Origin of the sequence: Brevundimonas sp., from assembly GCF_965278935.1 — a bacterium.
GTDB lineage: Bacteria > Pseudomonadota > Alphaproteobacteria > Caulobacterales > Caulobacteraceae > Brevundimonas.
The window spans coordinates 1,834,581-1,858,759 of the sequence record NZ_OZ257124.1 but is presented as its reverse complement, the minus strand read 5'-3'; the positions used below and the strand labels follow the sequence as shown (position 1 = coordinate 1,858,759).

Annotated in this window: 25 protein-coding genes and 1 pseudogene; 5 read left to right on the top strand and 21 right to left on the bottom strand. The window is 67.7% G+C overall.

Features of this window, described 5'->3' with window-relative positions:
• Positions 1-236: 236 nt before the first annotated feature.
• Genes ACQY68_RS09205 through crcB form a run of 6 tightly spaced genes read right to left on the bottom strand, consistent with a single transcriptional unit; the run spans position 237 to position 5,707 of the window.
• On the bottom strand, positions 237-587 hold the full coding sequence (locus ACQY68_RS09205) for an arsenate reductase (RefSeq protein ID WP_428149073.1): 351 nt from the start codon (positions 585-587) through the stop codon (positions 237-239).
• On the bottom strand, positions 584-2,785 hold the full coding sequence (gene parC, locus ACQY68_RS09200) for a DNA topoisomerase IV subunit A (RefSeq protein WP_428149072.1): 2,202 nt from the start codon (positions 2,783-2,785) through the stop codon (positions 584-586). Before parC ends, ACQY68_RS09205 begins: the two co-directional genes overlap by 4 nt.
• A 45-nt stretch (positions 2,786-2,830) precedes the next feature.
• Positions 2,831-3,595 (bottom strand): ATP12 family chaperone protein, encoded by a 765-nt coding sequence (locus ACQY68_RS09195; RefSeq protein ID WP_428149071.1) that lies wholly within the window; start codon positions 3,593-3,595, stop codon positions 2,831-2,833.
• Complete coding sequence (locus ACQY68_RS09190) at positions 3,592-4,266, bottom strand: HAD-IA family hydrolase (protein WP_428149069.1); 675 nt, start codon at positions 4,264-4,266, stop codon at positions 3,592-3,594. Before ACQY68_RS09190 ends, ACQY68_RS09195 begins: the two co-directional genes overlap by 4 nt.
• The gene (locus ACQY68_RS09185) at positions 4,263-5,315 is read right to left on the bottom strand and encodes an RluA family pseudouridine synthase (protein ID WP_428149068.1); all 1,053 of its coding nucleotides are present in this window, start codon (positions 5,313-5,315) and stop codon (positions 4,263-4,265) included. The genes ACQY68_RS09190 and ACQY68_RS09185 overlap by 4 nt, the downstream gene beginning before the upstream one ends.
• Complete coding sequence (gene crcB, locus ACQY68_RS09180; protein ID WP_428149067.1) at positions 5,312-5,707, bottom strand: fluoride efflux transporter CrcB; 396 nt, start codon at positions 5,705-5,707, stop codon at positions 5,312-5,314. The genes ACQY68_RS09185 and crcB overlap by 4 nt, the downstream gene beginning before the upstream one ends.
• Before the next feature lie 173 nt (positions 5,708-5,880).
• Here crcB and ACQY68_RS09175 point away from each other — a divergent pair, with 173 nt between their 5' ends.
• Positions 5,881-7,044: a hypothetical protein gene (locus ACQY68_RS09175; protein ID WP_428149066.1), complete on the top strand. Its 1,164-nt coding sequence runs from the start codon at positions 5,881-5,883 to the stop codon at positions 7,042-7,044.
• On the opposite strand, the gene ACQY68_RS09170 is transcribed toward ACQY68_RS09175, so the two are convergent.
• The 4 genes from ACQY68_RS09170 to ACQY68_RS09155 form a co-directional block, all read right to left on the bottom strand.
• Positions 7,028-7,528 (bottom strand): CC0125/CC1285 family lipoprotein, encoded by a 501-nt coding sequence (locus ACQY68_RS09170; RefSeq protein WP_428149065.1) that lies wholly within the window; start codon positions 7,526-7,528, stop codon positions 7,028-7,030. The genes ACQY68_RS09175 and ACQY68_RS09170 overlap by 17 nt on opposite strands.
• 282 nt (positions 7,529-7,810) lie before the next feature.
• Positions 7,811-8,542 (bottom strand): RluA family pseudouridine synthase, encoded by a 732-nt coding sequence (locus ACQY68_RS09165; protein WP_428149063.1) that lies wholly within the window; start codon positions 8,540-8,542, stop codon positions 7,811-7,813.
• 9 nt (positions 8,543-8,551) lie between these two features.
• Positions 8,552-8,992, bottom strand: coding sequence for a hypothetical protein (locus tag ACQY68_RS09160; protein WP_428149062.1), 441 nt, complete (start codon positions 8,990-8,992; stop codon positions 8,552-8,554).
• Positions 8,993-9,061: 69 nt separating this feature from the next.
• On the bottom strand, positions 9,062-10,372 hold the full coding sequence (locus tag ACQY68_RS09155) for a replication-associated recombination protein A (protein WP_428149061.1): 1,311 nt from the start codon (positions 10,370-10,372) through the stop codon (positions 9,062-9,064).
• Between the two features lie 67 nt (positions 10,373-10,439).
• On the opposite strand from ACQY68_RS09155, the gene ACQY68_RS09150 reads away from it, so the two are divergent.
• Together ACQY68_RS09150 and ACQY68_RS09145 are read left to right on the top strand one after the other, a co-directional pair.
• The gene (locus ACQY68_RS09150; RefSeq protein WP_428149060.1) at positions 10,440-10,853 is read left to right on the top strand and encodes a VOC family protein; all 414 of its coding nucleotides are present in this window, start codon (positions 10,440-10,442) and stop codon (positions 10,851-10,853) included.
• Position 10,854: 1 nt separating this feature from the next.
• A complete protein-coding gene (locus tag ACQY68_RS09145) occupies positions 10,855-11,271 on the top strand; it encodes a VOC family protein (protein WP_428149059.1) in 417 nt (138 codons plus the stop codon).
• Here ACQY68_RS09145 and ACQY68_RS09140 read toward each other — a convergent pair.
• Genes ACQY68_RS09140 through ACQY68_RS09125 form a run of 4 tightly spaced genes read right to left on the bottom strand, consistent with a single transcriptional unit; the run spans position 11,268 to position 16,430 of the window.
• Positions 11,268-12,671: a Do family serine endopeptidase gene (locus ACQY68_RS09140; protein ID WP_428149058.1), complete on the bottom strand. Its 1,404-nt coding sequence runs from the start codon at positions 12,669-12,671 to the stop codon at positions 11,268-11,270. The genes ACQY68_RS09145 and ACQY68_RS09140 overlap by 4 nt on opposite strands.
• 58 nt (positions 12,672-12,729) lie before the next feature.
• The gene (locus tag ACQY68_RS09135; protein ID WP_428149056.1) at positions 12,730-13,977 is read right to left on the bottom strand and encodes a TCR/Tet family MFS transporter; all 1,248 of its coding nucleotides are present in this window, start codon (positions 13,975-13,977) and stop codon (positions 12,730-12,732) included.
• A 50-nt stretch (positions 13,978-14,027) separates the two neighbouring features.
• Positions 14,028-15,221, bottom strand: coding sequence for a carboxynorspermidine decarboxylase (locus ACQY68_RS09130; RefSeq protein WP_428149054.1), 1,194 nt, complete (start codon positions 15,219-15,221; stop codon positions 14,028-14,030).
• Positions 15,222-15,224: 3 nt separating this feature from the next.
• A complete protein-coding gene (locus ACQY68_RS09125) occupies positions 15,225-16,430 on the bottom strand; it encodes a saccharopine dehydrogenase C-terminal domain-containing protein (RefSeq protein ID WP_428149053.1) in 1,206 nt (401 codons plus the stop codon).
• Between the two features lie 224 nt (positions 16,431-16,654).
• On the opposite strand from ACQY68_RS09125, the gene ACQY68_RS09120 reads away from it, so the two are divergent.
• Entirely contained in the window at positions 16,655-17,581 is a 927-nt protein-coding gene (locus ACQY68_RS09120; RefSeq protein ID WP_428149051.1) for an ABC transporter ATP-binding protein, read from the top strand.
• Positions 17,571-18,434: a hypothetical protein gene (locus ACQY68_RS09115; protein WP_428149050.1), complete on the top strand. Its 864-nt coding sequence runs from the start codon at positions 17,571-17,573 to the stop codon at positions 18,432-18,434. Before ACQY68_RS09120 ends, ACQY68_RS09115 begins: the two co-directional genes overlap by 11 nt.
• Here ACQY68_RS09115 and ACQY68_RS09110 read toward each other — a convergent pair.
• The 7 genes and pseudogenes from ACQY68_RS09110 to lpxD form a co-directional block, all read right to left on the bottom strand.
• Complete coding sequence (locus ACQY68_RS09110; protein WP_428149049.1) at positions 18,406-19,323, bottom strand: LysR substrate-binding domain-containing protein; 918 nt, start codon at positions 19,321-19,323, stop codon at positions 18,406-18,408. The two genes, ACQY68_RS09115 and ACQY68_RS09110, sit on opposite strands and share 29 nt — an antisense overlap.
• A gap of 203 nt (positions 19,324-19,526) precedes the next feature.
• Positions 19,527-19,868: a hypothetical protein gene (locus ACQY68_RS09105; protein ID WP_428149048.1), complete on the bottom strand. Its 342-nt coding sequence runs from the start codon at positions 19,866-19,868 to the stop codon at positions 19,527-19,529.
• A gap of 21 nt (positions 19,869-19,889) precedes the next feature.
• Complete coding sequence (lpxB, locus tag ACQY68_RS09100) at positions 19,890-21,065, bottom strand: lipid-A-disaccharide synthase (RefSeq protein ID WP_428152624.1); 1,176 nt, start codon at positions 21,063-21,065, stop codon at positions 19,890-19,892.
• A 5-nt stretch (positions 21,066-21,070) separates the two neighbouring features.
• A complete protein-coding gene (gene lpxI / locus ACQY68_RS09095; RefSeq protein WP_428149047.1) occupies positions 21,071-21,913 on the bottom strand; it encodes a UDP-2,3-diacylglucosamine diphosphatase in 843 nt (280 codons plus the stop codon).
• A 1-nt stretch (position 21,914) separates the two neighbouring features.
• Entirely contained in the window at positions 21,915-22,700 is a 786-nt protein-coding gene (lpxA, locus tag ACQY68_RS09090; RefSeq protein WP_428149046.1) for an acyl-ACP--UDP-N-acetylglucosamine O-acyltransferase, read from the bottom strand.
• Positions 22,697-23,163, bottom strand: a pseudogene (gene fabZ / locus ACQY68_RS09085) (3-hydroxyacyl-ACP dehydratase FabZ). The gene lpxA and the pseudogene fabZ overlap by 4 nt, the downstream one beginning before the upstream one ends.
• Entirely contained in the window at positions 23,156-24,169 is a 1,014-nt protein-coding gene (gene lpxD, locus ACQY68_RS09080) for a UDP-3-O-(3-hydroxymyristoyl)glucosamine N-acyltransferase (protein WP_428149045.1), read from the bottom strand. The pseudogene fabZ and the gene lpxD overlap by 8 nt, the downstream one beginning before the upstream one ends.
• Positions 24,170-24,179 lie beyond the last annotated feature (10 nt).

The window sequence follows — 24,179 nt, the reverse complement described above, 5'->3', positions numbered from 1 at the left end:
GGGATGGGCGGAGCTGCGGATTCAGGATTTATTTCCTAAATCTCCCTTGCGGTAGCGACACCACCGCACCATGTCATCGATCAGGTCTTTGACACGTCAACATGCCTCGACGCCGTTCGTCCGAATCTGATCGGCACGCCAGGACGCCATCGCTGACTTCGTTGGTGATTTTTCCGACTTCGTCCGTTTCGTCGCGTTTCGTCACGTTGCGCTCGTCATGACGAAACGGACGAAGCTCAGCCCGCGAACGTCGCCTCATAGATCTCCGGCTTGAATCCGACGATCGTCCGGTCGCGCAGGTCCAGCACCGGCCGCTTGATCATCGATGGGTGGGCCAGCATCAGAGCGATGGCCTTGTCGGCGTTCAGGTCCGCCTTGTTCGCCGCATCCAGCGCCTTGAACGTCGTGCCGTTCCTGTTGAGCACGATCTCCCAGCCATGCTCGGCGACCCAGCCCTCCAGCGAGGCCCGGTCGATCCCCGCCTTCTTGTAGTCGTGGAAGGCGAAGGCCCGGCCGTGCTGGTCCAGCCAGACCCGCGCCTTTTTGACCGTGTCGCAGTTGGGGATGCCGTAGAGGGTCGGAGTCACCGGAACTTCCTCAGGCCTCGCGGCCCCATCCGGCCGGCCCCGGCGCGCTTGCCCAGCCAGTCCTTCCAGTCCGGCCAGTTCCGGCGACGCCCGCCGCCGTCGACCCACTCCGGTCCGGCCTCGCCGATGAAGACCGCGATGTCAGTCAGTCCGCCCTGTTTGAACGACTGCAGCTTCACCCCCTTGCCGCGGCCCATCTCGGGCAGTTCCTCGGCGCGGAAGATCAGGGTCTTCAGGTTCTCGCCGATGGTCACGATGTGATCGCCTGTGATCCGGATCACGGCCAGCAGGTCGCCGTTCAGGACCTGTTTTCCGCCCCGCTTCTGGGCCAGCAGCTCATCCTCCGGGGCGATGAAGCCGTAGCCGGCCTTCGACGCCATCAGCAGCTTCGACCCCGGCTGATGCGCCAGAACCGCGACGATCCCCGCGCTCTCCTCCAGGTCGATCATCAGCCTCAGCGGCTCGCCGTGCCCGCGTCCGGAGGCCAGCTTGTCAGCCCCTACCGTGAAGACACGCCCATCGGACGCAGCCACCAGCAGCTTGTCGGTCGTGAAGGCCGGCACGAGGAAGCCGAGCGAGTCGCCCTCCTTGAATTTCAGCTCCGACGGGTCCTCGACCTTGCCCTTCACCGCCCGGATCCAGCCGCGCTCGGACAGGATCACGGTGATCGCCTCGCGCGGAATGAAGGCCTCGGCGGGCACGAAGGCGGAGGCGTCCACCGCCTCGGCGATCGTCGTACGCCGCGGCGAGACCAGGGCCTTGCGCGTCGCCGCCAGTTCCTGGCCGATCTTCTTCCACTGTTTGGCGGGCGAGGACGACAGCGCCTGCAGGTTCGCAAGTTCCTCAGCCAGCGCCTTGTATTCATTCTCGATCGCCATCTCCTCGATTCGCGCCAGCTGACGCAGACGGGTGTCGAGAATGTAATCGGCCTGGACTTCGGTCAGGCCGAACCGCGCGATCAGCACGGCCTTGGGCGTCTCCTCCTCGCGAACGATGCGGATGACCTCGTCGAGGTTCAGGAAGACGATCCTGAGCCCCTCCAGCAGGTGCAGCCGCTTCTCGACCCGTTCGATCCGCCATTGCGACCGCCGGTTCAGCACCTCGCGCCGGTGATCGAGGAAGGCCTGCAGACAGGCCTTCAGCCCCATCACCCGAGGCGTGCCTGTCGCGTCCAGCACGTTCATGTTGACCGGGAAGCGGATTTCCAGATCCGACAACCGGAACAGGCTCTCCATCAGGCTGTCGGCGTCGATGTTGCGGCTCTTGGGCTCGATGACGACGCGGATGTCCTCGGCCGACTCGTCGCGCACGTCGCCCAGCAGCGGAGCCTTCTTCTGCTCGATCAGCTCGGCCAAGGCTTCGATCAGCTTGCCCTTCTGGACCTGATACGGGACCTCGGTGATGACGATCTGATAGCCGCCCCGCTCCAGCGGCTCCCGCTCCCAGCGTGCCCGCAGACGGACCCCGCCCCGCCCCGTCTCATAGGCCTCCAGGATCGAGGCGTGCCCCTCGACCGCCACGCCCCCGGTCGGGAAGTCCGGCCCCGGCACGATCTCGGCCAGCTCTGAGGTCGTCGCCTCGGGCTTCTCCAGCAGCAGGAGACAGGCGTCGATCAGTTCCCCCACGTTGTGCGGCGGGATCGAGGTCGCCATGCCCACGGCGATGCCCGACGATCCGTTGGCCAAAAGGTTCGGGAACCCGGCCGGCAGGACGATCGGCTCCTCGTCCTGATCGTCATAGGTGGGCCGGAAGTCCACGCAATCCTGATCGATTCCGTCCATCAGCAACACCGCCGCCGCCGTCAGCTTGCACTCGGTGTAGCGCATGGCCGCGGCGTTATCGCCGTCGATATTGCCGAAGTTCCCCTGTCCGTCGACCAGCGGATAGCGCTGGGCGAAGTCTTGGGCCAGGCGGACCAGGGCGTCGTAGATAGAGGCGTCGCCGTGCGGGTGATAGGTGCCCATCACTTCGCCGACGACCTTGGCGCACTTCCGCGCCGCCGCCTGCGGGTTCAGCCGCATCTGGTGCATGGCGTACATGATCCGCCGGTGCACAGGCTTGAACCCGTCGCGCACGTCCGGCAGCGCCCGATTGGTGATCGTCGACAGGGCGTAGGCCAGATAACGCCGCGACAGGGCGTCGCCCATCGGCTCGTCGACGATGCGGCCGCCTTCGGGCGGAGGGGTGTGGATGGTCATGGGCGGTCGAATCACTCAGGCGAAGGCCCAAGTCTAGTCACTTCCTCAGCCGAGAGCGCGGAACCAGCGGTCGATCAGCACCGCCTCCGCCCGGCGTGCGGCGGTCCGTTCCCCGGCCTCGGCATCGACGCCCCACTGACGCTCCTGGAAGGCTTCGTCGATCCGGCTGATTTCGAAGGCATCCTCCCCCGACAGCGCCCTGCGCTGCATCGCCAGTCCGAGGATCGCGCTCCCCAGCAGCGGCACAGCCATGGCCAGGGCGGTCAGGCGGAAGTCGTCGAGTTCCAGCGCCAGCTCCCGCACGGTGGCGATGCTCTCCGGCGGCTGCTCGACATGGACGATCCCCGAGGTCGGCTGGACCACGACGCCCAGTTCGCGCTCCGCCCACTCGCGCCACGGCGCCCAGGCCTTCGCCTGTTCCGCCACCAGCGGCGTCGGGTGTTCGGCGAGGTAGCAGAGCAGGTCCGACCCGACATAGGCGGCGATCTCCTCGGCCACCGGCTCGCGCGTGACGGCGACCCGGTCGATGGCCGTGGCCGCGATCCGCGTCGCCGGCATGGTCCCCGGCTCGATGAACTCCCCCTGCGCGCCCCACTCGTCGGCGACCATCCGCGCGGCGGCCTCGGTCGGCAGCAGGAAGCGGTTGTGTGCCGGCGTCTTGGGCGCGCGCCCGTCAAGCAGAACGACCCAGCCGCCCGCCTCTTCCGCGGCTGCGGAAGCCTCCTTCCAGAAGCGCTTCAGCCGCTCCTCGGATTCGCGGAATCCTTTTTTGGCGGCGACCATGGGGTCGAGCGGCGGGATATGGCTCATGCGAAGGCTCGTGCGGCAAATCGGTCCAAAGCGGCTTCGAGATCGTCGAAGTCGGTGGCGACATGAAGGGCGCCGGCGGCGAACTGTTCCTGAGGCGTATGAAAGCCCCAGGCCACGCCCTGAGGCAGGACCCCGGCCGCGACGGCCATCGAGATATCGTGCGCCGTGTCGCCGATCATGACTGTCGAGGCCGCGTCCGCGCCACAAGCCGTCATCGCCGCATGCAGCATGGCCGGATCCGGCTTGCCCGGCCCGTCCTCGGCGCAGTGGGACGAGACGAAGATCTCCGCCCACCCTGCCCGCGCCAGGTTCCGCGCCACGCCGCGCCGGTTCTGACCCGTCGCCAGCGACAGCCGCCAGCCGTCTTTATGCAGGCGGCGCAGGGTCTCCATGGCGCCCGGATACAGCGGCTCCTCGTGACCGGAGGCGTAGAGCCGGTTGAAGCTCGCCCGGAACCCCTCGGTGAACCGCTCCAGTTCCTCCGGCGTCAGGCCCGGCTCCAGCACCGCCAGGGCGTGCGGAAGGCTAAGACCTACGATCTGACGCACCCGATCATACTCGGGGTCGGGCAGACCCAGCTCGCGCGCGGCATCCGTCGCCGCCTGAAGGATGGAGGCGCGGCTGTCGACGAGGGTGCCGTCGATGTCGAAGACTGCGAGCGGCCGGGTCATCGCTGACGCTTCACGCCCTCGAAGGGGTCGTAGTCGGCCTCGCTCTCGTCGAAGCCGAAATGCTGGAATCCGGCGCGCAGTTCGGCGCTGATCGGCGCCTCGACGATCAGCTTGCCGCCGGACGGGTGATCCAGCTCGATCCGCCGCGCATGCAGTTGCAGCTTCAGCGGGCCGCTGAGTTCGGTGGATTTCTCGTCGCCGTATTTGGGATCTCCCAGAATGGGGTGGCCGATTGCCTTCATGTGGGCCCGCAACTGGTGCGTCCGCCCGGTGAAGGGCCGCAGCGCCATCCACGAGGCCCGCTGGCCCGCATGACTGATGAGGGCGAAAGCGGTCTCGGCAGGCTCGGCGCCGTTCTCCTTGGGCTCGGCCGGGCGCATGATCTCGTAGTCGTTGATGCCGGACTTCTTCAGATGCAGGTCGATCTGGCCCGCGTTCGGCTTGGGCATCCCCATGACGATGGCCCAGTAGGTCTTCTTGGCCTGACGCCGTGCGAAGGCGCCCGCCAGTCGCTTGGCCGCCTCGGGTCCCTTTCCAAGCAGCAGAACGCCCGAGGTGTCGCGGTCCAGCCGGTGCACCAGACGCGGCCGGTCCATGCCCTCGCCCCAGGCCGACAGCAGCCGATCGACGTGGCGCGTCGTCTTGGTCCCGCCCTGGACCGCGAGACCCCAAGGCTTGTTCAGGGCGATGACCAGGTCGTCCTCATAAATGACCATCGACTTGGCGAAGGTGATGTCGGCGGGGGTAAGCGCCATATGCTCGCCGGGCGCCCGGACGATCGGCTCGGGGATCGGCGGCACGCGCACGGCGGCGCCGGCGGTCAGTCGGCCTTCGGGCTTGATGCGGGCGCCGTCGACGCGGATCTGGCCGCCGCGCGCCATCTTCTGAACCTGGATGTTGGACAGATGCGGCCAGCGTCGGCGGAACCAGCGATCCAGCCGGATGCCGTCCTCGGCCTCGGCGACATAGAGGATCTGGGCCTCGCGGGCGCCGACCGGGCCCTTGGGCGCAGGGGCCTCGGGCGCGGTGTCGTTGGGGTCATAGCTCACAAGGCGTCTCCGAATTCGCGGCGGGCCAGCATCAGTCCGGCCATCAGGGCCGCGACGGCCAGCACCACCGACAGCAGGACATAGGCGCCCGCCAGACCGTATTCACGCCGCTCGATCATCAGAGCCGTCTCGAGCGAGAAGGCCGAGAAGGTGGTGAAGCCGCCGAGCACGCCCACGGCGGCGAAGACGCGCGCCGCCTCCTGCCCTGCCCCGGCCCTGAGGCCCATCCAGCCGACCAGCAGGCCCATGGCCAGACCGCCGACGACATTGACCGTCAGCGTGCCCCAAGGCCAGCTAGACGCGGGAAACAGGCGAGCGGCGCCCAGTCCCACGCCGTAGCGCGCCATGGAGCCCAGCGCTCCGCCGAGGGCGACCAGAAGAAGTCTTGTCATAATCGGGGCCTTATAGCGCGACGCAGCCTCGCGTCACCTGACCGAAACTTCACTTGCCGCGTTACAGGGTTAACGGCGATACCCAAGCTTCGCGTTGGGAGGGAAGCCTCTCGCCCCGCGCTGTCGTTGGCATCAAAGTCGCGCCGTAGTTCGCAAGGGTCACACCGTCCGTCATGTCGCACGACGATCATAACGCGCCGCATCCGACAGTGGAGCCGATCCCGCACTTGCCGGAAGCGCCCCTCGCTGCGCCCGCCGACACCATTCCGCGCACCGCTCCGCCCGCCACGCCGCCGCCCCAGCCGAACCCGACGATCTCGGACGACGGAATCCTGAGACCCATTCAGGAAAGCGACTATTTCACACTGGATCCCGCCGCGATCGCGGTGATCTCGGCCAATATCGACCAGTATTTCAACCAGCCGCTGGATATCTTTCCGTTCTGGGAGACCGAGAACAAGCCGGACCGGTTCCACGTCCTGTTCAATCGCCAGATCGAGGAACGCTTCCCCGCCGACGCCGACATTCGCGGCCGGATTTACGGATATGGCCGTCGCGTTTTCAATGCCTTGCGGGTGCATGTGATCACCAAGCGTCTGACCCAGGGGCTGTCGCTGGTCGCCTTTGCGGCGATGGCGATCCTCGGGCCAGGCCTCTTCGCCGAATGGACCGGCGGTCAACCGCAGGGGCTGGGCCTGGCGGTTCTGGGCATGCTGATCACGGTCGGCATCTTCTTCGGCGTCTCCTCCATCCTGTTCGTCCAGTACCGGTTCCGGCTGGAGAACGATTCCTACGAACTGTCCCGCGAGGTGGTTCAGCGGACCCGGGAGCTGCAGAACCTGTTCACCAACGCGCGGGCGCTGTCCGATCAGGCCGAGACCCAGTTCGCCACCGACGGCAAGGGCTGGGGCCAGCGTGCCCTGTTCCTCACGCGCCTTGTCATGTGGATCGGCGCACGCATGGAATATCTTGAGAAATTCGCCCAGATGACCCTGTGGCGGACCCGCCGGGAACGCTACTGGATGCGTTGGGTCGGGCGGATCACGACGCCGTTCGTGCTGCTGGTCTGGCTTGCCGTCTTCGCCTTCTGGCCCGCCCCCGCCGCCAACGAGGTCGGCTTCCGGATCCTGCAACTGGTCGCACTGGCGATGGGGCTGCTGGTCTCCTGGCTCTCCTACTTCAACTGGCAGACGCCGACGGCGGCGGTGAAGGACAAGCTCGGCGTCGACGGCTGGGTCCGTTACGCCTCGCTGGACGTCGACAACACGATCGGCGACCAGGTCCGGCGCGACAAGGAGCGCCTCGTCGAATACCGCGCCCTCACTCGCGGCCGCTGAGCGAGTAGCGCACCTCCCGCGCTTCATAGGCCTCGCCCCGGTCCGGGCGAGCGCCGCGACCGAGTCTGATTTCCAGCACGGTCGAGGTCGCGGACGGGCCTTCGAAATTCAGACCCACGCCGACGCCCACGCCGGACGACGAATAGCGGTAACCGCCGTAACGGCCCGAACCGCCGCCATAGCCGACCGAGACGCTGGGCCGGAAGCCGCCGGCGCTGTCGGGGCGGCCGTCGACATAGCGCTGGGTCACCTCGAACCAGTCATAGCCCTGTTCGATGGTCAGGTCGGCGGCGCGCAGCAGGGCCATGTCGGCGACCGGACCGGGCGCGCCGACGCCGTTGTAGCTGACCCGGTAGCGGTCGCTCTCGATCCGCTGTTCCGAGTATCCCTGCCCGTTCGGCCCGCGCTGGGGTCCGTAGGGGGCTAGGCTGGCGCAGGCGGCGAGGCTGAGGGCGGCCGTGGCGATGACGAGGGTGCGGATCATGGGCATAGTCCTTTCTCCAGCTAAGCGCTGCGGGCGGTAGAGGCGTTCCCGACGAACGAGACTCCGGAAATTCGAGTCCAGATAGTCCACAGAGTCCGGTTGGCCGAACCCGAAAACGCCCATGGTGATCCTCTCCGCACGAAAGGGATCAGTATGGGGGCGTTTCAGGGTGTGATGGGTAAAAGAGCTCTCGTCAGGGCCGAGCCTTGATTTGATTGAGCAAATCGACGCGTCCGTTGATGGGTACCGCTTGGCTTCCTTCTCCCCTTGCGGGAGAAGGGTTCAGATTTTCAGCCCCATCGCTTCGGCCAAGGTCCGGAAGTCTTCAGGTGGTTCTGCGGTGACCGTGCGTTCGCCGCCGTCGGGGTGCGGGAACCTCAGCGATGCAGCGTGCAGCATCAGTCGGGGCGCGCCTCGACCCGCCGCCGTCAGGGCGCCGCCATAGCGGACATCTCCGACCAGGGGGCGGCCGACGTGGGCCATGTGGACGCGCAACTGATGCATCCGGCCGGTGAACGGTTGCAACTCGACCAGGGCGCCGTCCTCGCTCGACGACAGGGTGCGATACTTGCTGCGCGACCCCTGCGCGCCCTTCGCGTCGAAGGCGGCGACGCGCATATAGCTTTCACGGCCGATTTCCTGACGGACCAGGGGGAGGTTGATGTCGCCGCTCGCGGGTTCGGGCGCGGCCGAGACCAAGGCCAGATAGGTCTTGGTCAGTTTGTGGGCCTGGATCGCCTTGCCGAGGAAGCCGGCGGCGGGTTTGGTCTTGGCGGCGAGGATCACACCGGAAGTGTCGCGATCGAGCCGGTGCACGAGATCCGGCCGCTTGCCGTTCGAGCGCGCGAAGGCCCAGAGCAGATCGTCCAGGGTGTGCACCTGGATGCGGCCGCCCTGGCTGGAAAGGCCTGCGGGCTTTGCGAAGGCGATCGTCGAGGCGTCCTCGTGGATGACCCACGAGCGGACGGCGGCGATTTCTTCGGGCGACAGGGTGACGGGGGTGCGGTCGGACACCCCCGCCGGTTAGCGGAGAACGCCGCGCTTGCCCATGGCCCAGGCGTACCAAAGCAGAAGGGCAGCGATCACGGCGATGATCCACGGCATATACGCCATGACGGCCAGTTCAGGCGGAAGGCCGGGCATGGGGTTCATCAAGCCGAAGATCAGGCTGGTGACGGCGCCGATCACGGACAGGGCGAAGGCGTGGACCGCCCATTTCATCCGCAACAGCAGCAGAACCGAGCCGGTGATCGCGCCCCAGACCCCGAGCGTCCAAGGCACATACATCCACGTCGGCATGGCGTTGAAATAGTCGATCATCGGCTGGGTCATGCCCGAGGCGCGCATATAGGTCTCGCCCTGGGTATTGGTCATGATGAAGTCGTATCCGCCGAACGCATTCCACAGCAGGCTCAGCACGCCCACCAGCCACAGATGCCAGGGCGTCTTCATTCCGTCAGCCATCGTCCCCTCCCAAGGATCCCTTGAACGGCGAAGCTATGCCGGTCGCGGGCGTTCGACAATGAACAGCGATCACTCAGCCTTTGACCGGATATCCGCCCGCTTTCGGGCCCAGCGCTCCAGCCGCGCCTTGATCTTCTCTTCGTGGCCCTCGCCCTTCGGCTTGTAGAAGGTCCTTCGCTCCATCTCGTCGGGGAAGAAGTTCGCGCCGGAGAAGCCCTCCTCCGTGTCCGGGTCGTACTGGTAGCCCTTGCCGTAGCCGAGCGACTTCATGAGCTTCGTCGGGGCGTTGCGGATGTGGGCCGGCGGCATCAGGGAGCCGGTTTCGGAGGCCGCACGTTTCGCGGCCTTGAAGGCCTCGTAGACGGCGACGGACTTGGGCGCCGTCGCCAGATGGACCACCGCCTGGGCCAGGGCCAATTCGCCCTCGGGACTGCCCAGGAAGTCGTAGGTGTCCTTGGCCGCATTGGCGACCATGATGGACAGGGGGTCCGCCTCGCCGATGTCCTCGACCGCCATGCGAACGATGCGGCGGGCCAGATACAGAGGATCCTCGCCGCCGTTCAGCATCCGCGCCAGCCAGTAGAGGGCCGCGTCGGGGTCAGAACCGCGCACCGATTTATGCAGCGCGGATATGAGGTTGTAGTGCTCCTCCCTCGACTTGTCGTAGGCGGGCGCGCGGCGTTGCAGGGTGCCCGCAAGGGCCTGGACGTCCAGCACGGGCTCGGGCGGCAGGGCGAACAGGGTCTCGGCCATGGTCAGCAGGTAGCGGCCGTCGCCGTCGGCCAGGGCCGTCAGGGCGTGACGCGCCTCGGGCGTCAGCGGCAGGTCCTGCCCCTCCTGCGCCTCGGCGCGAGAGAGCAGCAGATCCAGCGCCACATCGTCCAGCCGCTTGAGCACGAAGACCTGGCTGCGCGACAGAAGGGCGCCGTTGAGCTCGAACGACGGGTTCTCGGTCGTGGCCCCGACGAGGGTGACGACCCCCTCCTCCACGAACGGCAGGAAGCCGTCCTGCTGGGCGCGGTTGAAGCGGTGGATTTCGTCGACGAACAGCAGGGTGGACTGGCCGGCGGCGCGGCGCATGCGGGCCTGTTCGAACGCCTTCTTCAGGTCGGCGACGCCGGAGAAGACGGCCGAGATCTGCTGGTACTGGTACCCCGCGGCCCTGGCGAGCAGGCGGGCGATGGTGGTCTTGCCGGTGCCGGGCGGCCCCCACAGGATCATCGAGCCCAGACGGCCGGCCTCGATCATGCGCCGGATCGGCCCGCCTTCGCCCAGCAGATGATCCTGCCCCACCACCTCGTCGAGCGTCGCGGGACGCAGGCGGTCGGCCAGCGGCGCGTCGGGGGGATGGATGCCGGAGGCTTCGAACAGGTCGGTCATGAACTCTCGGATGTAGGCGTTCGCAACGCCGATTTCACGCGTTAGTCTGGCTACGAAGGAGAACGCCATGACCGATGCGCCGACCCCCATGCCGGGCGTGACCCCGCATATCACCATCCCGTCGCGCGGCGGCGAAGCGGCGCTGGAATTCTATGGCCGGGCGTTCGGAGCGGTCGTCCAGTCGAAGATGCTGGCCGAGGACGGTGAGCGGCTGATGCACGCCCACCTGATCATCAACGGCGGCGGTCTGTTGCTGCACGACGAGTTTCCGGAACACGATGGCAAGATCGACATCACCCCCGTGGGCGTAACACTGCATCTGGAGGTCGATGACGCCGACGCCTGGTGGGATCGGGCGCTGGCGGCCGGGGCTGTGCCGGTGTTTCCGCTTTCGGACCAGTTCTGGGGCGCACGCTACGGCCAGGTAAAGGACCCGTTCGGCCATTGCTGGTCCGTGTCCGGCCCCGTGAAGGCAGGTTGAGATGACCCATGTCCCGCCCGATCCGCCAGTCACGCCCTATCTGATGGTGCACGACGGTCCGGCGGCGGTGGAGTGGTACTGCGCCGCCCTGGGGGCCGAGGTCACCGCCCGCTACGATCAGGACGACGGTCGGGTGGGACACGCCAGCCTGTCGGTCAACGGCGGGGTCATCTACCTCGCCGACGAGTTCCCCGAGGTGCAGGACCGCATCGGCGCGCAGGCCCCGCGGACCTTGGGCAGCACGACCGTCTCGATCGCCCTGGCTGTCGACGACGTGGACGCCTGGATGGCGCGGGCCTCGGCCAGGGGCGCGATCACGATCCGTCCGGCCGAGGACGACTTCTATGGCCGCCACGGCAAGATGACCGACCCGTATGGCCACGTCTGGTCCTTCATGGGACCGAAGACGGGGATTTAGCCAGCGTAGCCGACCCGGCCGGTCATGACCCGGCCCTGACGCTGGATGGTCACCTCGGATCCGCGCGAGCCCCGGCGGACGGCGGCGATATCGCGCACAGGCCGGCCATCGATCTGGGTCACCACGTCACCGGGCTGGAAGCCGTTGGCGCGCGCGGCGGTTCGGCCCCCGACATTGGTGACGATGGCCCCGCTGGCGAAGGGATCACCGCCCAGCCGGTCGGCCAGCGCCGGATTCAGGACCGCGATCTCGGCGCCCGCGAAGGGACCCTGCTGGATGACCTCACCATCGCCCTTGGCATCGCCGGGCAGAGGCTGGACACGGGCATTGAGGGTCTGGCTGCGGCCGTCGCGGAGGACGGTGACGGCTACGGCCTCGTTGGGGCTCTTCGTGCCGACGCGGAAGTTCAGGCCTGCCTGATCATGGACCTCGGCGCCGTCGAGCGCGGTGATGACATCGCCTTCGCGCAGGCCCGCGCGTGCGCCCGGCCCACCCGAATAGATGGCGGTGACGATCAGGCCCTGAGGCCGGGCCATGCCCAGCGAGCGGGCTATATCGGACGAGACGGTGTCGCCCTTCACGCCCAGCCAGGGACGAACGACGGCCGTCTCGCCGCCCAGGGCCGAATCGACCACGCGCCGCACCATCGAGGCGGGCACCGCGAAACCGACGCCCGCGGACGAGCCCGAGCGCGAGAAGATGGCCGTGTTGATGCCGATGACGTCACCGTCCATGTCGACCAGCGGCCCGCCGGAGTTGCCCGGATTGATGGCCGCGTCGGTCTGGATAAAGGAGCCGCTGTCGGAGATTCCGGTCTCCGTCCGGTTCAGGGCCGAGATGATGCCGTTGGTCACGGTCTGGCCGACGCCGAACGGATTGCCGATGGCCAGGACGAGGTCGCCGACCTCCTGTTGCTCGCGGTCGTCGATGGCCAGGACGGGCAGTTGCTCCGTGACGCCCTGAAGCTTGAGGACGGCGATGTCGGAGCGTTCGTCGGCGAGGATGACCTCGGCCGGATACTCGCGCCGGTCGTTGAGGACGACGCGGATCTGCTGGGCGCCCTCGATGACGTGGTTGTTGGTGACCACGATGCCGTCGGAGCGGACGATGACACCGGAACCGGCGGATTCCGCCACCCGCTGCTGGGGCATGCCGCCGCCGAACATCTGGAAGAAGGGGTCGGCCTGGACCCGCTGGATCGAGCGGGCCGAGATGTTGACCACGGCGGGCGCCGCCTCGCGCACCACCGGGGCGAAGCTCTGCTTCATCGAGGTGGAGTCGGTGGGGGTCTGGCGCTGGGTCAGTTCGGCGAAGACGCCGTCCTGGGCCCTGGTGGAGTTGGCGTTGCCGCAAGCCGCCAGCGTCAGGCAGGCCGCGAGGGCGATCATCGAGGTCTTCATTGCAGTCCGGAAATGAGCCATGTCGAGGCCTGTATATCTGTCCTGCTTTCGGGCTGGATCAAGGCGCGCGCGTTGCAGCCTCGGCGCGTTCGGCCTTCACGCCCACGCGCCAGCCCAGCAGACCCGCCGCGGCCAGCACGACGGCGGCCATGAAGAAGGCCGTGCCCGGATGCGGCAGCCAGGCATTGGACCCGGCCGACATGGCGTAGACCCAGCCGAAGAACAGGGGCGAGGCGATGCCCGCGATGGAGGCGACAGAGTTGTTCGCGCCCTGGAGCTGGCCCTGTTCGTCGTCGCCGACCTGACGCGTCATCAGGGCCTGCATGGTCGGCATGGCCAGACCCCACAGCGCGTTGGGCAGCATGGCCAGCGCGAACCAGACGCCGTTCGGGGCCCAGCCCATCATGGCCATGCCGATGGTCCCGCCGACGAAGCCGACCAGCATGGTGTTGCGGTCGCCCAGCCGTTTGGTGACCGGCCCGACGACCGTGCCCTGCATGACCATGTCGATGACCCCGACGCCGGCCAGCAGCAGCCCGACCTCGCGCGGCCCCCAGCCGTAGCGGTGCATGGCGTAGAGGACGAAGATCGCCGAAAACACGTGGTGGGAGAAGTAGAGCAGGAAGTTCACCGCCGCGAGGCCGGTCAGCTCCACATGCCGCAGCAGCAGGCTCATGGCGCCGATGGGATTGGCGCGCCGCCAGCTGAAGGCCATTCGCTTCTCGACCGGCAGGCTCTCGGGCAGGATGAAGAGGCCATACAGGAAGGCAACCCCGGACAGGACGGCGGCGAACCAGAAGGGCGCGCGCGGGCCGATCTCGCCAAGGAAGCCGCCGACGACGGGTCCCAGGACGAAGCCGCCCGAGAAGGCCGCGCCGATCAGACCGTAGGCGCGGGCCCGGTTCTCCGGCGCGGTGATGTCGGCCATGTAGGCGTAGATGGCCGTAAAGCTGGACGATGTCAGGCCGCCGAGGATCCGCCCGACCGCCAGCCACCACAGGTTCGGCGCCAGGGCCATCAGCATCCAGTCCAGCGCCAGACCGGCGCAGGAAATCAGGATCACCGGACGGCGTCCGTAACGATCCGACAGAGAGCCGATCACCGGCGAGGCCAGGAACTGCATCGCGGCCCACATGGCCACGAAGGCGCCGTTCCAGATGCCGGCCGAAGCGCTGGAGCCCGCGAACTCCTCGATCAGCGACGGCAGGACCGGCATGATCACGCCCATCGACAGGATGTCGAGCACCGCCGTCACGAAGATGAAGGCGATGGCGGCCTTGCGCGCCTTGGGATGCAGGATCGACATGGGACGGCGGATTTAGCCGACCGGAGGCGCGATGTCTCGGGGCGGGCCGCTCAGGACAGCCGGTCGCGGAATTCGGTCCAGTCGAACTCGCGGACAAGCCGCAGGGCGTCGGTGTCGGAGTTCCACAGGGCGATGGCCGGCAGGGGCACGCCGTTGAAGGTCGTGGTCTTGACCATCGAATAGTGGGCCTGGTCGAGGAAGGCGATGCGGGTTCCGACGCCCGGCGGCGTGGGGAAGCGATAGTCGCCGATGATGTCGCCGGCCAGGCATGACGGGCCGCCCAGGCGCCAGGCGAGGCCTTCCTCAGCCTCGCCCAGCATCGCCGGGCGGTAGGGCGCCTCGATAACGTCGGGCATGTGGCAGGTCGCAGAGATGTCGGTGATGGCGACCGGCAGGCCGTTGTCGAAGGTGTCGAGGACCTCTCCGACCAGGATGCCGGCGTCGAGCGCGATGGCCTCGCCGGGTTCGATATAGACCTCGATGGCGTGGCGTTCGGCGATGGTCCTGAGGAAGGCGCTCAGGCCCTCGCGGTCGTAGTCGGCGCGGGTGATGTGGTGGCCGCCGCCGAGGTTCAGCCAGTTTAACCCGACGAGCGCGTCCGCGATCCGGGGCTCCAGCGAGGTCCAGATGCGCTGCAGCGGCTCGAACCCCTGTTCGCAGAGGGCGTGAAGGTGCAGGCCGTCGACGCCCCGCAGGTGCTCGGGCTTCAGCTGCGACACCGGGAAACCCAGCCGGGATCCGAGTTGGCAGGGATCGTATTTGGCGACCTCCGCCTCGGAATGTTCAGGGTTGAGACGCAGGCCGATGTCGAAGGTCTCGCCGGCCGCGCGGGCTTCGGCGATCAGGTCGGCGAAACGCGCGATCTGGGCCGGGGTGTTGAAGATCACCGTGTCCGACAGGCGCAGGATCTCGGGCAGTTCTCCCGCCTTGTAAGCGGGCGAGTAGGTGGTCAGGTGGCCCTTGTAGAACTCCCGCGCCAGGCGCGCCTCCCACAGGCCCGAGGCGCAGACGCCGTCCAGGTATTCCTCGACGAGATCGGCCAGCGACCACATCGAGAAGGCCTTGAGCGCCAGCAGGACGCGCGCGCCGCCCGCCGCCCCGACGTCCCTGAGGATGCCGAGGTTGCGACGCACCGCCGCCTCGTCGACCACGAAACAGGGCGACGGCACGCGGCCGAGGTCGAAGCGGGCGAACGCGCCGGGCCCGCCCGCCTTCGTCTCCATGGCGCCGGAAGGGGTGTGCATCGATCAGAACGCCAGCGGGGCGTCCAGTTCCTGCACCTTCCAGGGCAGGCCGTGCTTGTTCAGCATGTCCATGAAGGGATCGGGGTCCATTTGCTCCATGTTGAACACGCCCGCGCCTTTCCACTGGCTCGTCAGGATCATGGCGGCGCCGATCATGGCCGGCACGCCCGTGGTGTAGCTGACGGCCTGGTTGCCGGTCTCGGCATAGGCCTCTTCGTGGTCGCAGATGTTCTTGACGTAGACCGTCTTCTGGACGCCGTCCTTCATGCCGGTAGCGATGGTGCCGATATTGGTCTTGCCCCTGGTCAGCGGGCCCAGCGACGACGGCTCGGGCAACAGGGCCTTCAGGAATTCGATCGGGATGATCTCGCGGCCCTGGAAGGTCATCGGCTCGATCGAGAGGATGCCGATGTTCCCGAGCACGTCGAGGTGCTTCAGATAGGAGTCTCCGAAGGTCATCCAGAAGCGGATGCGTTTGATTTCCGGATAGAACTTGGCCAGCGACTCCAGTTCCTCATGGTACATGAGGTACATGTTCTTCGGCCCCACGGCCTCGAAGTCGAACACCTGTTTGTTGGTCAGGGCCGGGCCCTCGATCCACTCGCCGTTCTCGAGGTGTCGCGACGGCGCGGTCACTTCGCGCAGGTTGATCTCGGGATTGAAGTTGGTCGCGAACGGCAGGCCGGTGTCGCCGCCGTTGCAGTCGAGGATGTCGAGCGTCTCGATCGAATCCAGCAGGTGCTTCTTCGTGTACGTCGTGAACACGGACGTGACGCCGGGATCGAAGCCCGACCCGAGAAGAGCCATCAGACCGGCTTCCTTGAAGCGATCCTGATAGGCCCACTGCCACTTGTATTCGAACTTCGCCTCGTCGCGCGGCTCGTAGTTGGCGGTGTCCATATAGTGGACCCCGGCCGCCAGGCAGGCGTCCATGATGTTCAGGTCCTGGTACGGCAGGGCCAGATTGACCACGAGCTCGGGCTTCACGGCATTGATCAGGGCCGTGGTCGCGGCGACGTCGTCGGCGTCGATGGCTGCCGTGTCGATGGTTACGCCGGTGCGCTCCTTGACCGAGACGGCGATGGCGTCGCACTTGGACTTCGTCCGCGAGGCCAGTGTGATGTGCGAAAAGATGTCGGCGTTCATCGCCATCTTGTGGACGGCGACGGAGCCGACGCCCCCCGCCCCGATTACGAGAACCCTGCTCATCTCATGCACTCCTGAAGTCTGCACCGCCTGAAACCCGTCACATCGACGCGTTGGGAGGGGGTCCTATACGAGGATGGCGTTTCTCGTAACCGTCTGCGGGCCTGTTTTGCATCGGCAGGCGTCGATATCGCGACGACAAGGAACAGAATCCGGCCCGTCGAACCTGTCGGAAGCTTAATCCTCCACACGCTTGCCGTGCGGGATTGGCCGGGCGATGGTCGGGAATGACCGCAGTGATCGAAACCCGGAACCTGACCAAGACCTATGGCGCGGTTCGCGCACTGGACGGGTTGAGCCTGACCATTCCGCGCGGCGGGGTCTACGGCGTGCTGGGACCGAACGGGGCCGGCAAGTCGACCCTGTTCCGCATCCTGCTGGGCCTGATCCGGCCGACCGACGGCGAGGCCTCGGTCATGGGCGGGCGCATCGGCGACGTCGCGGCCTCGCGCCGCATGGGCTCGATGATCGAGACGCCGCGCTTCCCGCCCTTCATGAGCGCGCGCCAGGTTCTGGTCTGGCTGTCCGCCGCCCACGGATTGAAGCCTGATGCGGCGCGGGTCGCCGGCTGGCTGGAGCGTGTCGGTCTGACCGAGGCCGCCGACCGCAAGGTGCGTGGCTTCTCCGTCGGCATGCTGCAGCGGCTCGGCGTCGCCGCCGCCCTGATCACCGAGCCGGAGCTGGTCATTCTCGATGAACCGACCAGCGGCATGGATCCGCCCGGCATTCAGGAGATGCGCGCCCTGATCCGGTCGCTGTCCGAGAAGGACGGAATCACCGTGGTCCTGGCCAGCCACCAGTTGCTGGAGGTCCAGCGCGTCTGCGACCGCGTCGCCATCCTGAACCGGGGCAAGCTGGTCCGCGAAGGCGCCGTCTCGGAACTGACCGCCTCGGGCGAGCGACTGCGGCTGTCGGTGACGCCGATCTCGAAGACGCTGGAGATCGTATCCAGCCTGCCGGGCGCCTCGGGCGTGCTGGAAGGCGACGCGGTTCTGGCCACCCTGCCCCGCGCCGACGTCCCTGCCCTGCTGCGCGCCCTGGTTCAGGGCGGCGTCGACATCGACGAGGCCCGATGGGTCGGCGCCGATCTGGAGAGCGTCTTCATGGTCGAGACCGGCTCCGTGCAAACTCCGGAGACGATCCATGCTGGCTGATTCCGTTCTCTCCGAACTGTACCGCCTGTCCCGCAACCGCATGGCGGTGTTCTGGTCGGCGCTGTTCGTGCCCATCGGCTTCGCCATCGGCGGCATCGCCTTCAACGTGATCACCCGGTCGAAGATAGCGGAAATGACCGCCGACATGGCGCCCGGCGCCGCCTCGTTGATCGCCGTGACCAACCTGGGTCAAGACCTGGTGCAGTGCGCGGGCATCGCGGCCAACGGCGCCATTCTGGTCTTCATGCTGATCGGGGCGGCGACCCTCTACGCGGGCGACTACCGCTGGGAGACCTGGCGGCTGATCAGCGCGCGTAACAGCCGCCTCAACCTGATCCTCGGCAAGGTCGGCGCCTTCAAGGTCCTGACCTTGGCGGCCATGGTCCTCTTCCTGATCGGGGGCATGATCTTCTCGATCAGCGGGGCCCTGATCAACGGCCACGACATCACCTTCAGCATCGACGGCGGAGATGCGGGCGACTTCGGCCTGCTGTTGCTTCTCGGCTATATCCGCATCGTCCAGTACGCGATGATCGCCCTGCTTGCGGGGGTCTTCACCCGGTCGTTGCTGGCCGCCCTGTTCGTGCCGGTCGTGCTCGGCTTCGCCCAGAGCCTGCTGGGCGGCCCCGGCCTCGCGATCCTGCAGTGGGATCCGACGAGTTGGCAGTCCATGCTGCTGCTGCCGGGCCTCGCCTTCGAAGGCCTGAAGGCCATGATCACGGCCGGCGTCGGCGCCCCGTCCGCGCCCGAAGGCCTGATGCTCAAGGCGATCGTCAGCCTGGCCCTGTGGACGCTGGTCCCACTGGCGGGCGCCATCGCCTGGTTCAATCGGCAGGACCTGTCGAAGGAATAGGCGGTGCCGGACTGACGGCTCCTTCCGCGACCAGCCAGTCGCGGAAGGCGTCGACGGAGGCGTCCGGATGGCCTTCGGGTCGCAGGAAAACGAACTTCGACGGCCGCTCGGCGAAGCCGAAAGGCGCGACAAGCCGCCCCGTAGCGATGTCCGGCGCCACGAAGGCCCAGGGCGCGATGGCTGCGCCCAGCCCGGCGGCGGCGGCCTCGATCATCGAGTTGTTGTGCTGGAACTCTCGCTCCTGAGGCGCCGGCGGCAGGCGCAGCCCGACCAGTTCGCTCCAGACGTCCCAGCTCTCGCGGAAGGTCGAGGCGTGCAGGCGCGGCAATCGGCCGAGGGTCTCGATAGACATGCCCGCCGGCGTCACGTCGGGTGCGCCTACGGGGCCCTGATACTGGGGCAGAAAGGGCGTGACCTCCTGCCGCTTCGCCTCCTGGCCCGGGTTGAAGATACGGATCGCGCCGTCGATCCGCGTCCTGGCGAAATCGACGGCGGCGTAGGACTCCGAAACCCGCACCCGGATCTCGGGGTGCTGGGCCATGAATCCCGGCAGGCGCGGGATCAGCCATTTCAACGCGAAGGTGCCGAGGCAGGAAATCTCGATCTCGCGCCGTTCGTCGCGGCGCGCGGCATCGACGGCGTCGCTGATCGTCGCGAAGGCCCCGGTAAGCCGCCCGGCGAGTTCGGCTCCGGCGGGGGTCAAGGTCAGGCGGTGACGCGGCCCGACGACGAGGGCGACCCCAAGCTGGTCCTGCAGCGCCGCGACCTGACGGCTGACCGCGCCGTGGGTGACGCAGAGCTCGGCCGCCGCAGCGGTCATCCCGCCATGCCGCGCGAAGGCCTCGAAGGCGCGGAGCGCATTGAGTGGCGGCGGGGCGGCGGGCTTCATGTGACCTCAGCTCACAGACTGAGGTCCGTTTAATCGATTTCGGGACGGAGGCAATTCGGGTTGAACCTGATCGATGCCCCTGTTCGACAAAACTCCGCCCCCGCCCCGCCGCACCCTCTGGGACCGCGTCGGATATGCTCTCGTCGCTGTCGCGATCTGGGGGGCCGTCCTCTACTGCGCCTTGGACTAGTAGGGCGCGAGGCTCAGCGCACCAGGGCCTGGAACTCGACGAAGGAGACGACGCCGTCGTGGTTGGCGTCCATCCGGTCGAAGGCCGCGCGCGATCCCGGCAAGGCCTGGGCGATCGACGGGGCCGCGACCGCACCGATGACGATTCCTGCGACCGCCGCCGCCAGGGCCTGCCAGCCCTTCATCGTCCGTCGCGCCCTGTAGGCGGTCGGAGCTTCATTCTCGATCATGCCGCGCACGACTTCACTGGCGGTCAGGCCGGCCGCCCGGCAGCGTTCCATGAAGGCGAGCTTCGAGGCGTGCGGCAGCCGGATTTCGAGGGTCTCGCTCTTCTTTGGCGGTCGGGGAGAAGTCATTCGACGGTCATCCAGCAAGGATCAGCGGACGGAATCTAGGGCGGATGCGCCGTTTGATCCAGAGGCCCCCGCGATGACCTTCAACACGGCCTCGGCGGCGAGGGCTGACGGATCGTCGCCGCCTCGACCCATATAGTCCAGCGCCTCCGTCTGGCGCCGCGTCTGGGCCGCGCGGGCGTCCGGATTGCGCAGCAATCGTCCGACCTCGGCCGCGACCTTCTCGGGCGTCGCGTCGGTCTGGATCAGTTCGCGCGCGATTTCCTCGTCCGCCGCGTGGTTGAACAGGGTCGCGTACCTGCCCGTGAAGAAGGGCTTCATGATCGCATAGCTGAGCGGCGCGAACCGGTAACCGATGACCATGGGCGCGCCCGCGAGCGCCAGCTCGGTCGAGACCGTGCCGCTGGTGGCCAGGGCCACGGTCGCGGCCTTCATCGCCGCGTACTTGTCCGCCTCGGTCACCACGTGGGTGCGGAACGGCCAGGCGGCGATCCGGGCCGTGACGTCGTCGGCCACGGTGCCCGCGACGACCACGGCGACCTCAAGCCCTGGATCGGCGGCCTTGAGCGACTTGATCGCCGCCTCATAGACGGGCGTCATGAGCCGAATCTCGCTCGGCCGGCTTCCGGGCAGGACGAGCAGCAGGCGCGCGTCGGGCGCGATGCCTCGCGCGGCGCGGAAGGCGGCCGGATTGGCCGCGCCCATGTCGACATGCAGAGCCTGCGACCCGACCACGGTCGTCGCCAGCCCCTCGCGCTCGAACCACGGTGCGTCGAAGGCGTAGAGGGCCAGCAGGTGATCGACGGCGCCCGCGAGCGTCCTTGCTCGTCCCGGCCGCGACGCCCAGACCTGCGGCCCGACGTATTTGATCAGGGGCACGCCCGGCAGCACCTCGCGCAGGGCCTTGGCCACCCGGATGGTGAAGCCCCAACTGTCGATCAGGACGACCGCATCGGGCCGCTCGCGCACCGCCAGGGCCACGGTGTCGGCGACCCGCGCCTTGACCCGGCCATAGGCGCGCAGACCCTCAAGCCAGCCAAGGATCGACAGTTCGGCGATGTCGAAGGGGCTATCGACGCCCTCGGCCGCCATCTTCGGTCCGCCGACACCGACGAAGGCGGCATCCGGCCGCAGCGCCCGCAGCGCCTGCGCCAGACCCGCGCCCAGCGCATCGCCCGAGGCCTCGGCGGCGACCAGCATGATCTTCACGGCCGGTCCTCGCCCCAGACGAACAGGCCCAGCCGATCCGCCGCCGCGATGATCGCGTCCCGGTCGATCAGGATCAGCTTGCCCGCGACCCCGCCGACGCCCGCCAGACCGGCGGCGGCGGCCATCTCGATAGTCCGGGCCCCGATGACCGGCATGTCCACACGCAGATCCTGGATCGGCTTGGGCGCCTTGCCCAGAGCGCCCTTCCGGTGTCCGGCCGCGCCGCGCAGGTCTGCGGGCAGACCCGCGACGCGCCCGAGCATGGCGTCGGTGCCCTCCTGCGCCTCCACCGCCAGCACGAGCCCGTCACAGACGACCGCACCCTGACCGATGTCGAGTTCGCCCGCTTTTTCCGCGACATGCAGGGCCTTCCTGAGATCGAACAACTGATCCTCGTCGGGCGTCATCCGTCCCAGAGCGCCGACCGGCAGGGTCTCGCCGCCGAGAATGTCATCGGCGCCCTCGATGGCGTAGCCCTCGGCCTCGAACACCGACAGGATCTTGCGCAGCAGGGCGTCATCGCCCTTCGTCGCCGCCGCAATGATTCCGGGCAGCACCATCGCCCCCTTCAGATCGGGCTTCAGCGCCTTGAAATCGGGGCGGTTCACCGTCCCCGCGAAACAGACCGCCGTGCAGCCCGCCGCCTTCAACGCCGAAAGCACCTTGCCGATCTCGGCGATGCCGGCCTCCAGCCCCGGATAGCGGATCAGATGGGGGTCGGCGAAACTGGTCAGGCGCACGACGAGCAGCGGCCGGCCCTCGGCCTCGCACCGGGCCGCGATGGCCAACGGCAGGGCCCCGCCGCCCGCGATCAGGCCGAGCCGGCCGCGCGTCGGCATCTCAGTCGCCCGGCAGGCAGAGCGGACGCTTCGAATCTTCCCGAATGAAGGTCACGATCTCCATGATCTCGACGAGATCGGCGTATTCGGTTTCTACCTTCTGCAGCCGGTCGGCAAACACGCCCTCGCCCTCGAACAGATCGCGGAAGGCGGCCAGCAGACGGCGCACGGCGTCCTTGCCGTAGCCCTTCCGCTTCAGCCCGATCAGGTTCAGTCCGTGCAGCTTTGCGTGATTGCCCCAGGCCGAGCCGTAGGGGATCACGTCGCGCGTCACCGCCGCCAGACCGCCGACGATGGCGCCCTGCCCCACGCGGCCGTTCTGGTGCACGGCGCACAGGCCGCCCAGGAAGACCTTGTCACCGATTCGCGCATGACCGCCCAGGGTCGCGCTGTTGGCCATCACCACATTGTCCCCGACGATCGCATCGTGGCCGACGTGGGCGCCCGTCATGAACAGGCCGTTGGAGCCCACGCGCGTGACGCCCGAACCCTGCGGCGTGCCCCGGTTGAAGGTCGCATGCTCACGGATCGAGTTGTCCGATCCGATCTCAAGCCGGACGGTCTCGCCCTTGTAGCCGTTGTGCTGGGGGTCGCCGCCGATCACGGCGAACGGATGGATGACGGTGCGGGCGCCGACCGTCGTGTCCTGCTGCACCACCACATGGCTGACCAGGGTGACCCCCTCGCCCAGGACGACGCCCGGCCCGACCGTCGACCACGGCCCGACGACGACGCCGTCGCCGATCACGGCGTCGGGGTGCACCAGGGCGGTGGGATGAACGCTCACGTGGCCGGCTGGTCGACGGTGACCACCATGGCCGCAAAATCGGCCTCGGCGGCCAGTTTGCCGTCGATGAAGGTCTCGCCCCGGAACTTGAAGATGTCGCCGCGCTGCTTCGTCACAATGACGTTCATGCGCAACTGATCACCGGCCGTGCAGGCTTCCGGAAGCGGACGCCGTCGATGGACATGAACATGATGACCTTGCCCTCGACCGCCACGTCCAGGCTCTTGGACATCAGCAGGGCTCCCGTCTGGGCCATGGCCTCGACGATCAGCACACCCGGCATGACCGGATCGATGGGGAAGTGACCCGGGAAGAACGGCTCGTTGTGCGTGACGTTCTTGATGCCCGTGATCGAGGCGCTCGCCACGAAGGCCTCGGCCTTGTCCACCAGCAGGAACGGATAGCGGTGGGGCAGCCGGCGCATGACCTCGGCGTAGTCGATCGTCACCCCAGGCTCAGTCATCCGTCCGCTCTCTTTTGCGCCCCGCCTGTTTGGACACCCAGACGATCTCGCGCAAGAACTGACGGATCGGTTTCGCCGGATAACCGGACCAGGTCTCGCCCGACGGAATATCGCCCAGCACGCCCGCACCGGCGGCAACGCGCGCCCCTGCGCCGATGCTGAAGTGGTCGCCGACTCCGGCCTGGCCACCGAACATGACGCCGTCGCCGATCGTCACCGACCCCGAAATCCCCGTCTGACCCGCGATCAGGCAGTTCCGCCCGATGACACAGTTGTGGGCGATCATGACCAGATTATCGATCTTGCTGTTCTCGCCGATCACCGTGTCATCGAAAGCGCCGCGGTCGATGCAGGTATTGGCGCCGATGGTCACGCCGTCCTGAATGATCACACGCCCCAGTTGGGGCACGTCGACGGGGCCGGTCGCCCCGCCCGCTGCACCGAACCCGGCCTCGCCGAGGCGGGCGCCGGCATAGATTTTCACCCGATCGCCGATCAGGGCGAAGCGGACGGTGACGTTCGGGCCGATGTCGCAGTCGCGACCGATCTGCACGCCCGTTCCGATCACCGTATTGGCGCCGATCCGGCTGCCGCGTCCGATCCGTGCGCCCCGCCCCAGAACCACGCCGGGCTCGATCACCACAGTGTCGTCTTCGCAAACCTCGGCGGCACCCGTTGCGGTCAGGCTGACAGGCCGGTGCAGGGCCACCGCGGCGGCGGCCCAGGCGGCCTGGGGCGTCCTAGATACGATTACGGCCGCACCGGCCGGCGCGGCCTCCACCGCTTCACGAGGCACGATCACGCAGCCTGCGGCCGTGGATCCCAGGGCCTGAAGGAATTTCCGGTCACCCAAGAAGGCCACGGCCTGCCCGTCGGCCGTGGCCAGAGGCGCGACCCGCGCGATGCGGACATCCGAAGCGCGAACGACCTCGCCGCCCGTCAGGGCCGCGAGGTCGTCAACGCCGAGCGGGCTCAGCGTATCGAAGAAGCGGGCGTCGGGCGTCATGCCCTGCGCC

Coding starts and splice junctions, on each gene's coding strand:
- ACQY68_RS09110 (WP_428149049.1), bottom strand. CDS start 19,323: ATGAAGCCCGCCGCCCCGCCGCCACTCAATGCGCTCCGCGCCTTCGAG.
- parC (WP_428149072.1), bottom strand. CDS start 2,785: ATGACCATCCACACCCCTCCGCCCGAAGGCGGCCGCATCGTCGACGAG.
- ACQY68_RS09160 (WP_428149062.1), bottom strand. CDS start 8,992: ATGGCTGACGGAATGAAGACGCCCTGGCATCTGTGGCTGGTGGGCGTG.
- ACQY68_RS09125 (WP_428149053.1), bottom strand. CDS start 16,430: ATGAGCAGGGTTCTCGTAATCGGGGCGGGGGGCGTCGGCTCCGTCGCC.
- ACQY68_RS09120 (WP_428149051.1), top strand. CDS start 16,655: ATGACCGCAGTGATCGAAACCCGGAACCTGACCAAGACCTATGGCGCG.
- ACQY68_RS09105 (WP_428149048.1), bottom strand. CDS start 19,868: ATGACTTCTCCCCGACCGCCAAAGAAGAGCGAGACCCTCGAAATCCGG.
- ACQY68_RS09155 (WP_428149061.1), bottom strand. CDS start 10,372: ATGACCGACCTGTTCGAAGCCTCCGGCATCCATCCCCCCGACGCGCCG.
- lpxB (WP_428152624.1), bottom strand. CDS start 21,065: ATGCTGGTCGCCGCCGAGGCCTCGGGCGATGCGCTGGGCGCGGGTCTG.
- ACQY68_RS09130 (WP_428149054.1), bottom strand. CDS start 15,221: ATGCACACCCCTTCCGGCGCCATGGAGACGAAGGCGGGCGGGCCCGGC.
- ACQY68_RS09140 (WP_428149058.1), bottom strand. CDS start 12,671: ATGAAGACCTCGATGATCGCCCTCGCGGCCTGCCTGACGCTGGCGGCT.
- crcB (WP_428149067.1), bottom strand. CDS start 5,707: ATGACAAGACTTCTTCTGGTCGCCCTCGGCGGAGCGCTGGGCTCCATG.
- ACQY68_RS09145 (WP_428149059.1), top strand. CDS start 10,855: ATGACCCATGTCCCGCCCGATCCGCCAGTCACGCCCTATCTGATGGTG.
- ACQY68_RS09150 (WP_428149060.1), top strand. CDS start 10,440: ATGACCGATGCGCCGACCCCCATGCCGGGCGTGACCCCGCATATCACC.
- ACQY68_RS09195 (WP_428149071.1), bottom strand. CDS start 3,595: ATGAGCCATATCCCGCCGCTCGACCCCATGGTCGCCGCCAAAAAAGGA.
- ACQY68_RS09190 (WP_428149069.1), bottom strand. CDS start 4,266: ATGACCCGGCCGCTCGCAGTCTTCGACATCGACGGCACCCTCGTCGAC.
- ACQY68_RS09135 (WP_428149056.1), bottom strand. CDS start 13,977: ATGTCGATCCTGCATCCCAAGGCGCGCAAGGCCGCCATCGCCTTCATC.
- lpxI (WP_428149047.1), bottom strand. CDS start 21,913: ATGCCGACGCGCGGCCGGCTCGGCCTGATCGCGGGCGGCGGGGCCCTG.
- ACQY68_RS09175 (WP_428149066.1), top strand. CDS start 5,881: ATGTCGCACGACGATCATAACGCGCCGCATCCGACAGTGGAGCCGATC.
- ACQY68_RS09115 (WP_428149050.1), top strand. CDS start 17,571: ATGCTGGCTGATTCCGTTCTCTCCGAACTGTACCGCCTGTCCCGCAAC.
- ACQY68_RS09170 (WP_428149065.1), bottom strand. CDS start 7,528: ATGATCCGCACCCTCGTCATCGCCACGGCCGCCCTCAGCCTCGCCGCC.
- lpxD (WP_428149045.1), bottom strand. CDS start 24,169: ATGACGCCCGACGCCCGCTTCTTCGATACGCTGAGCCCGCTCGGCGTT.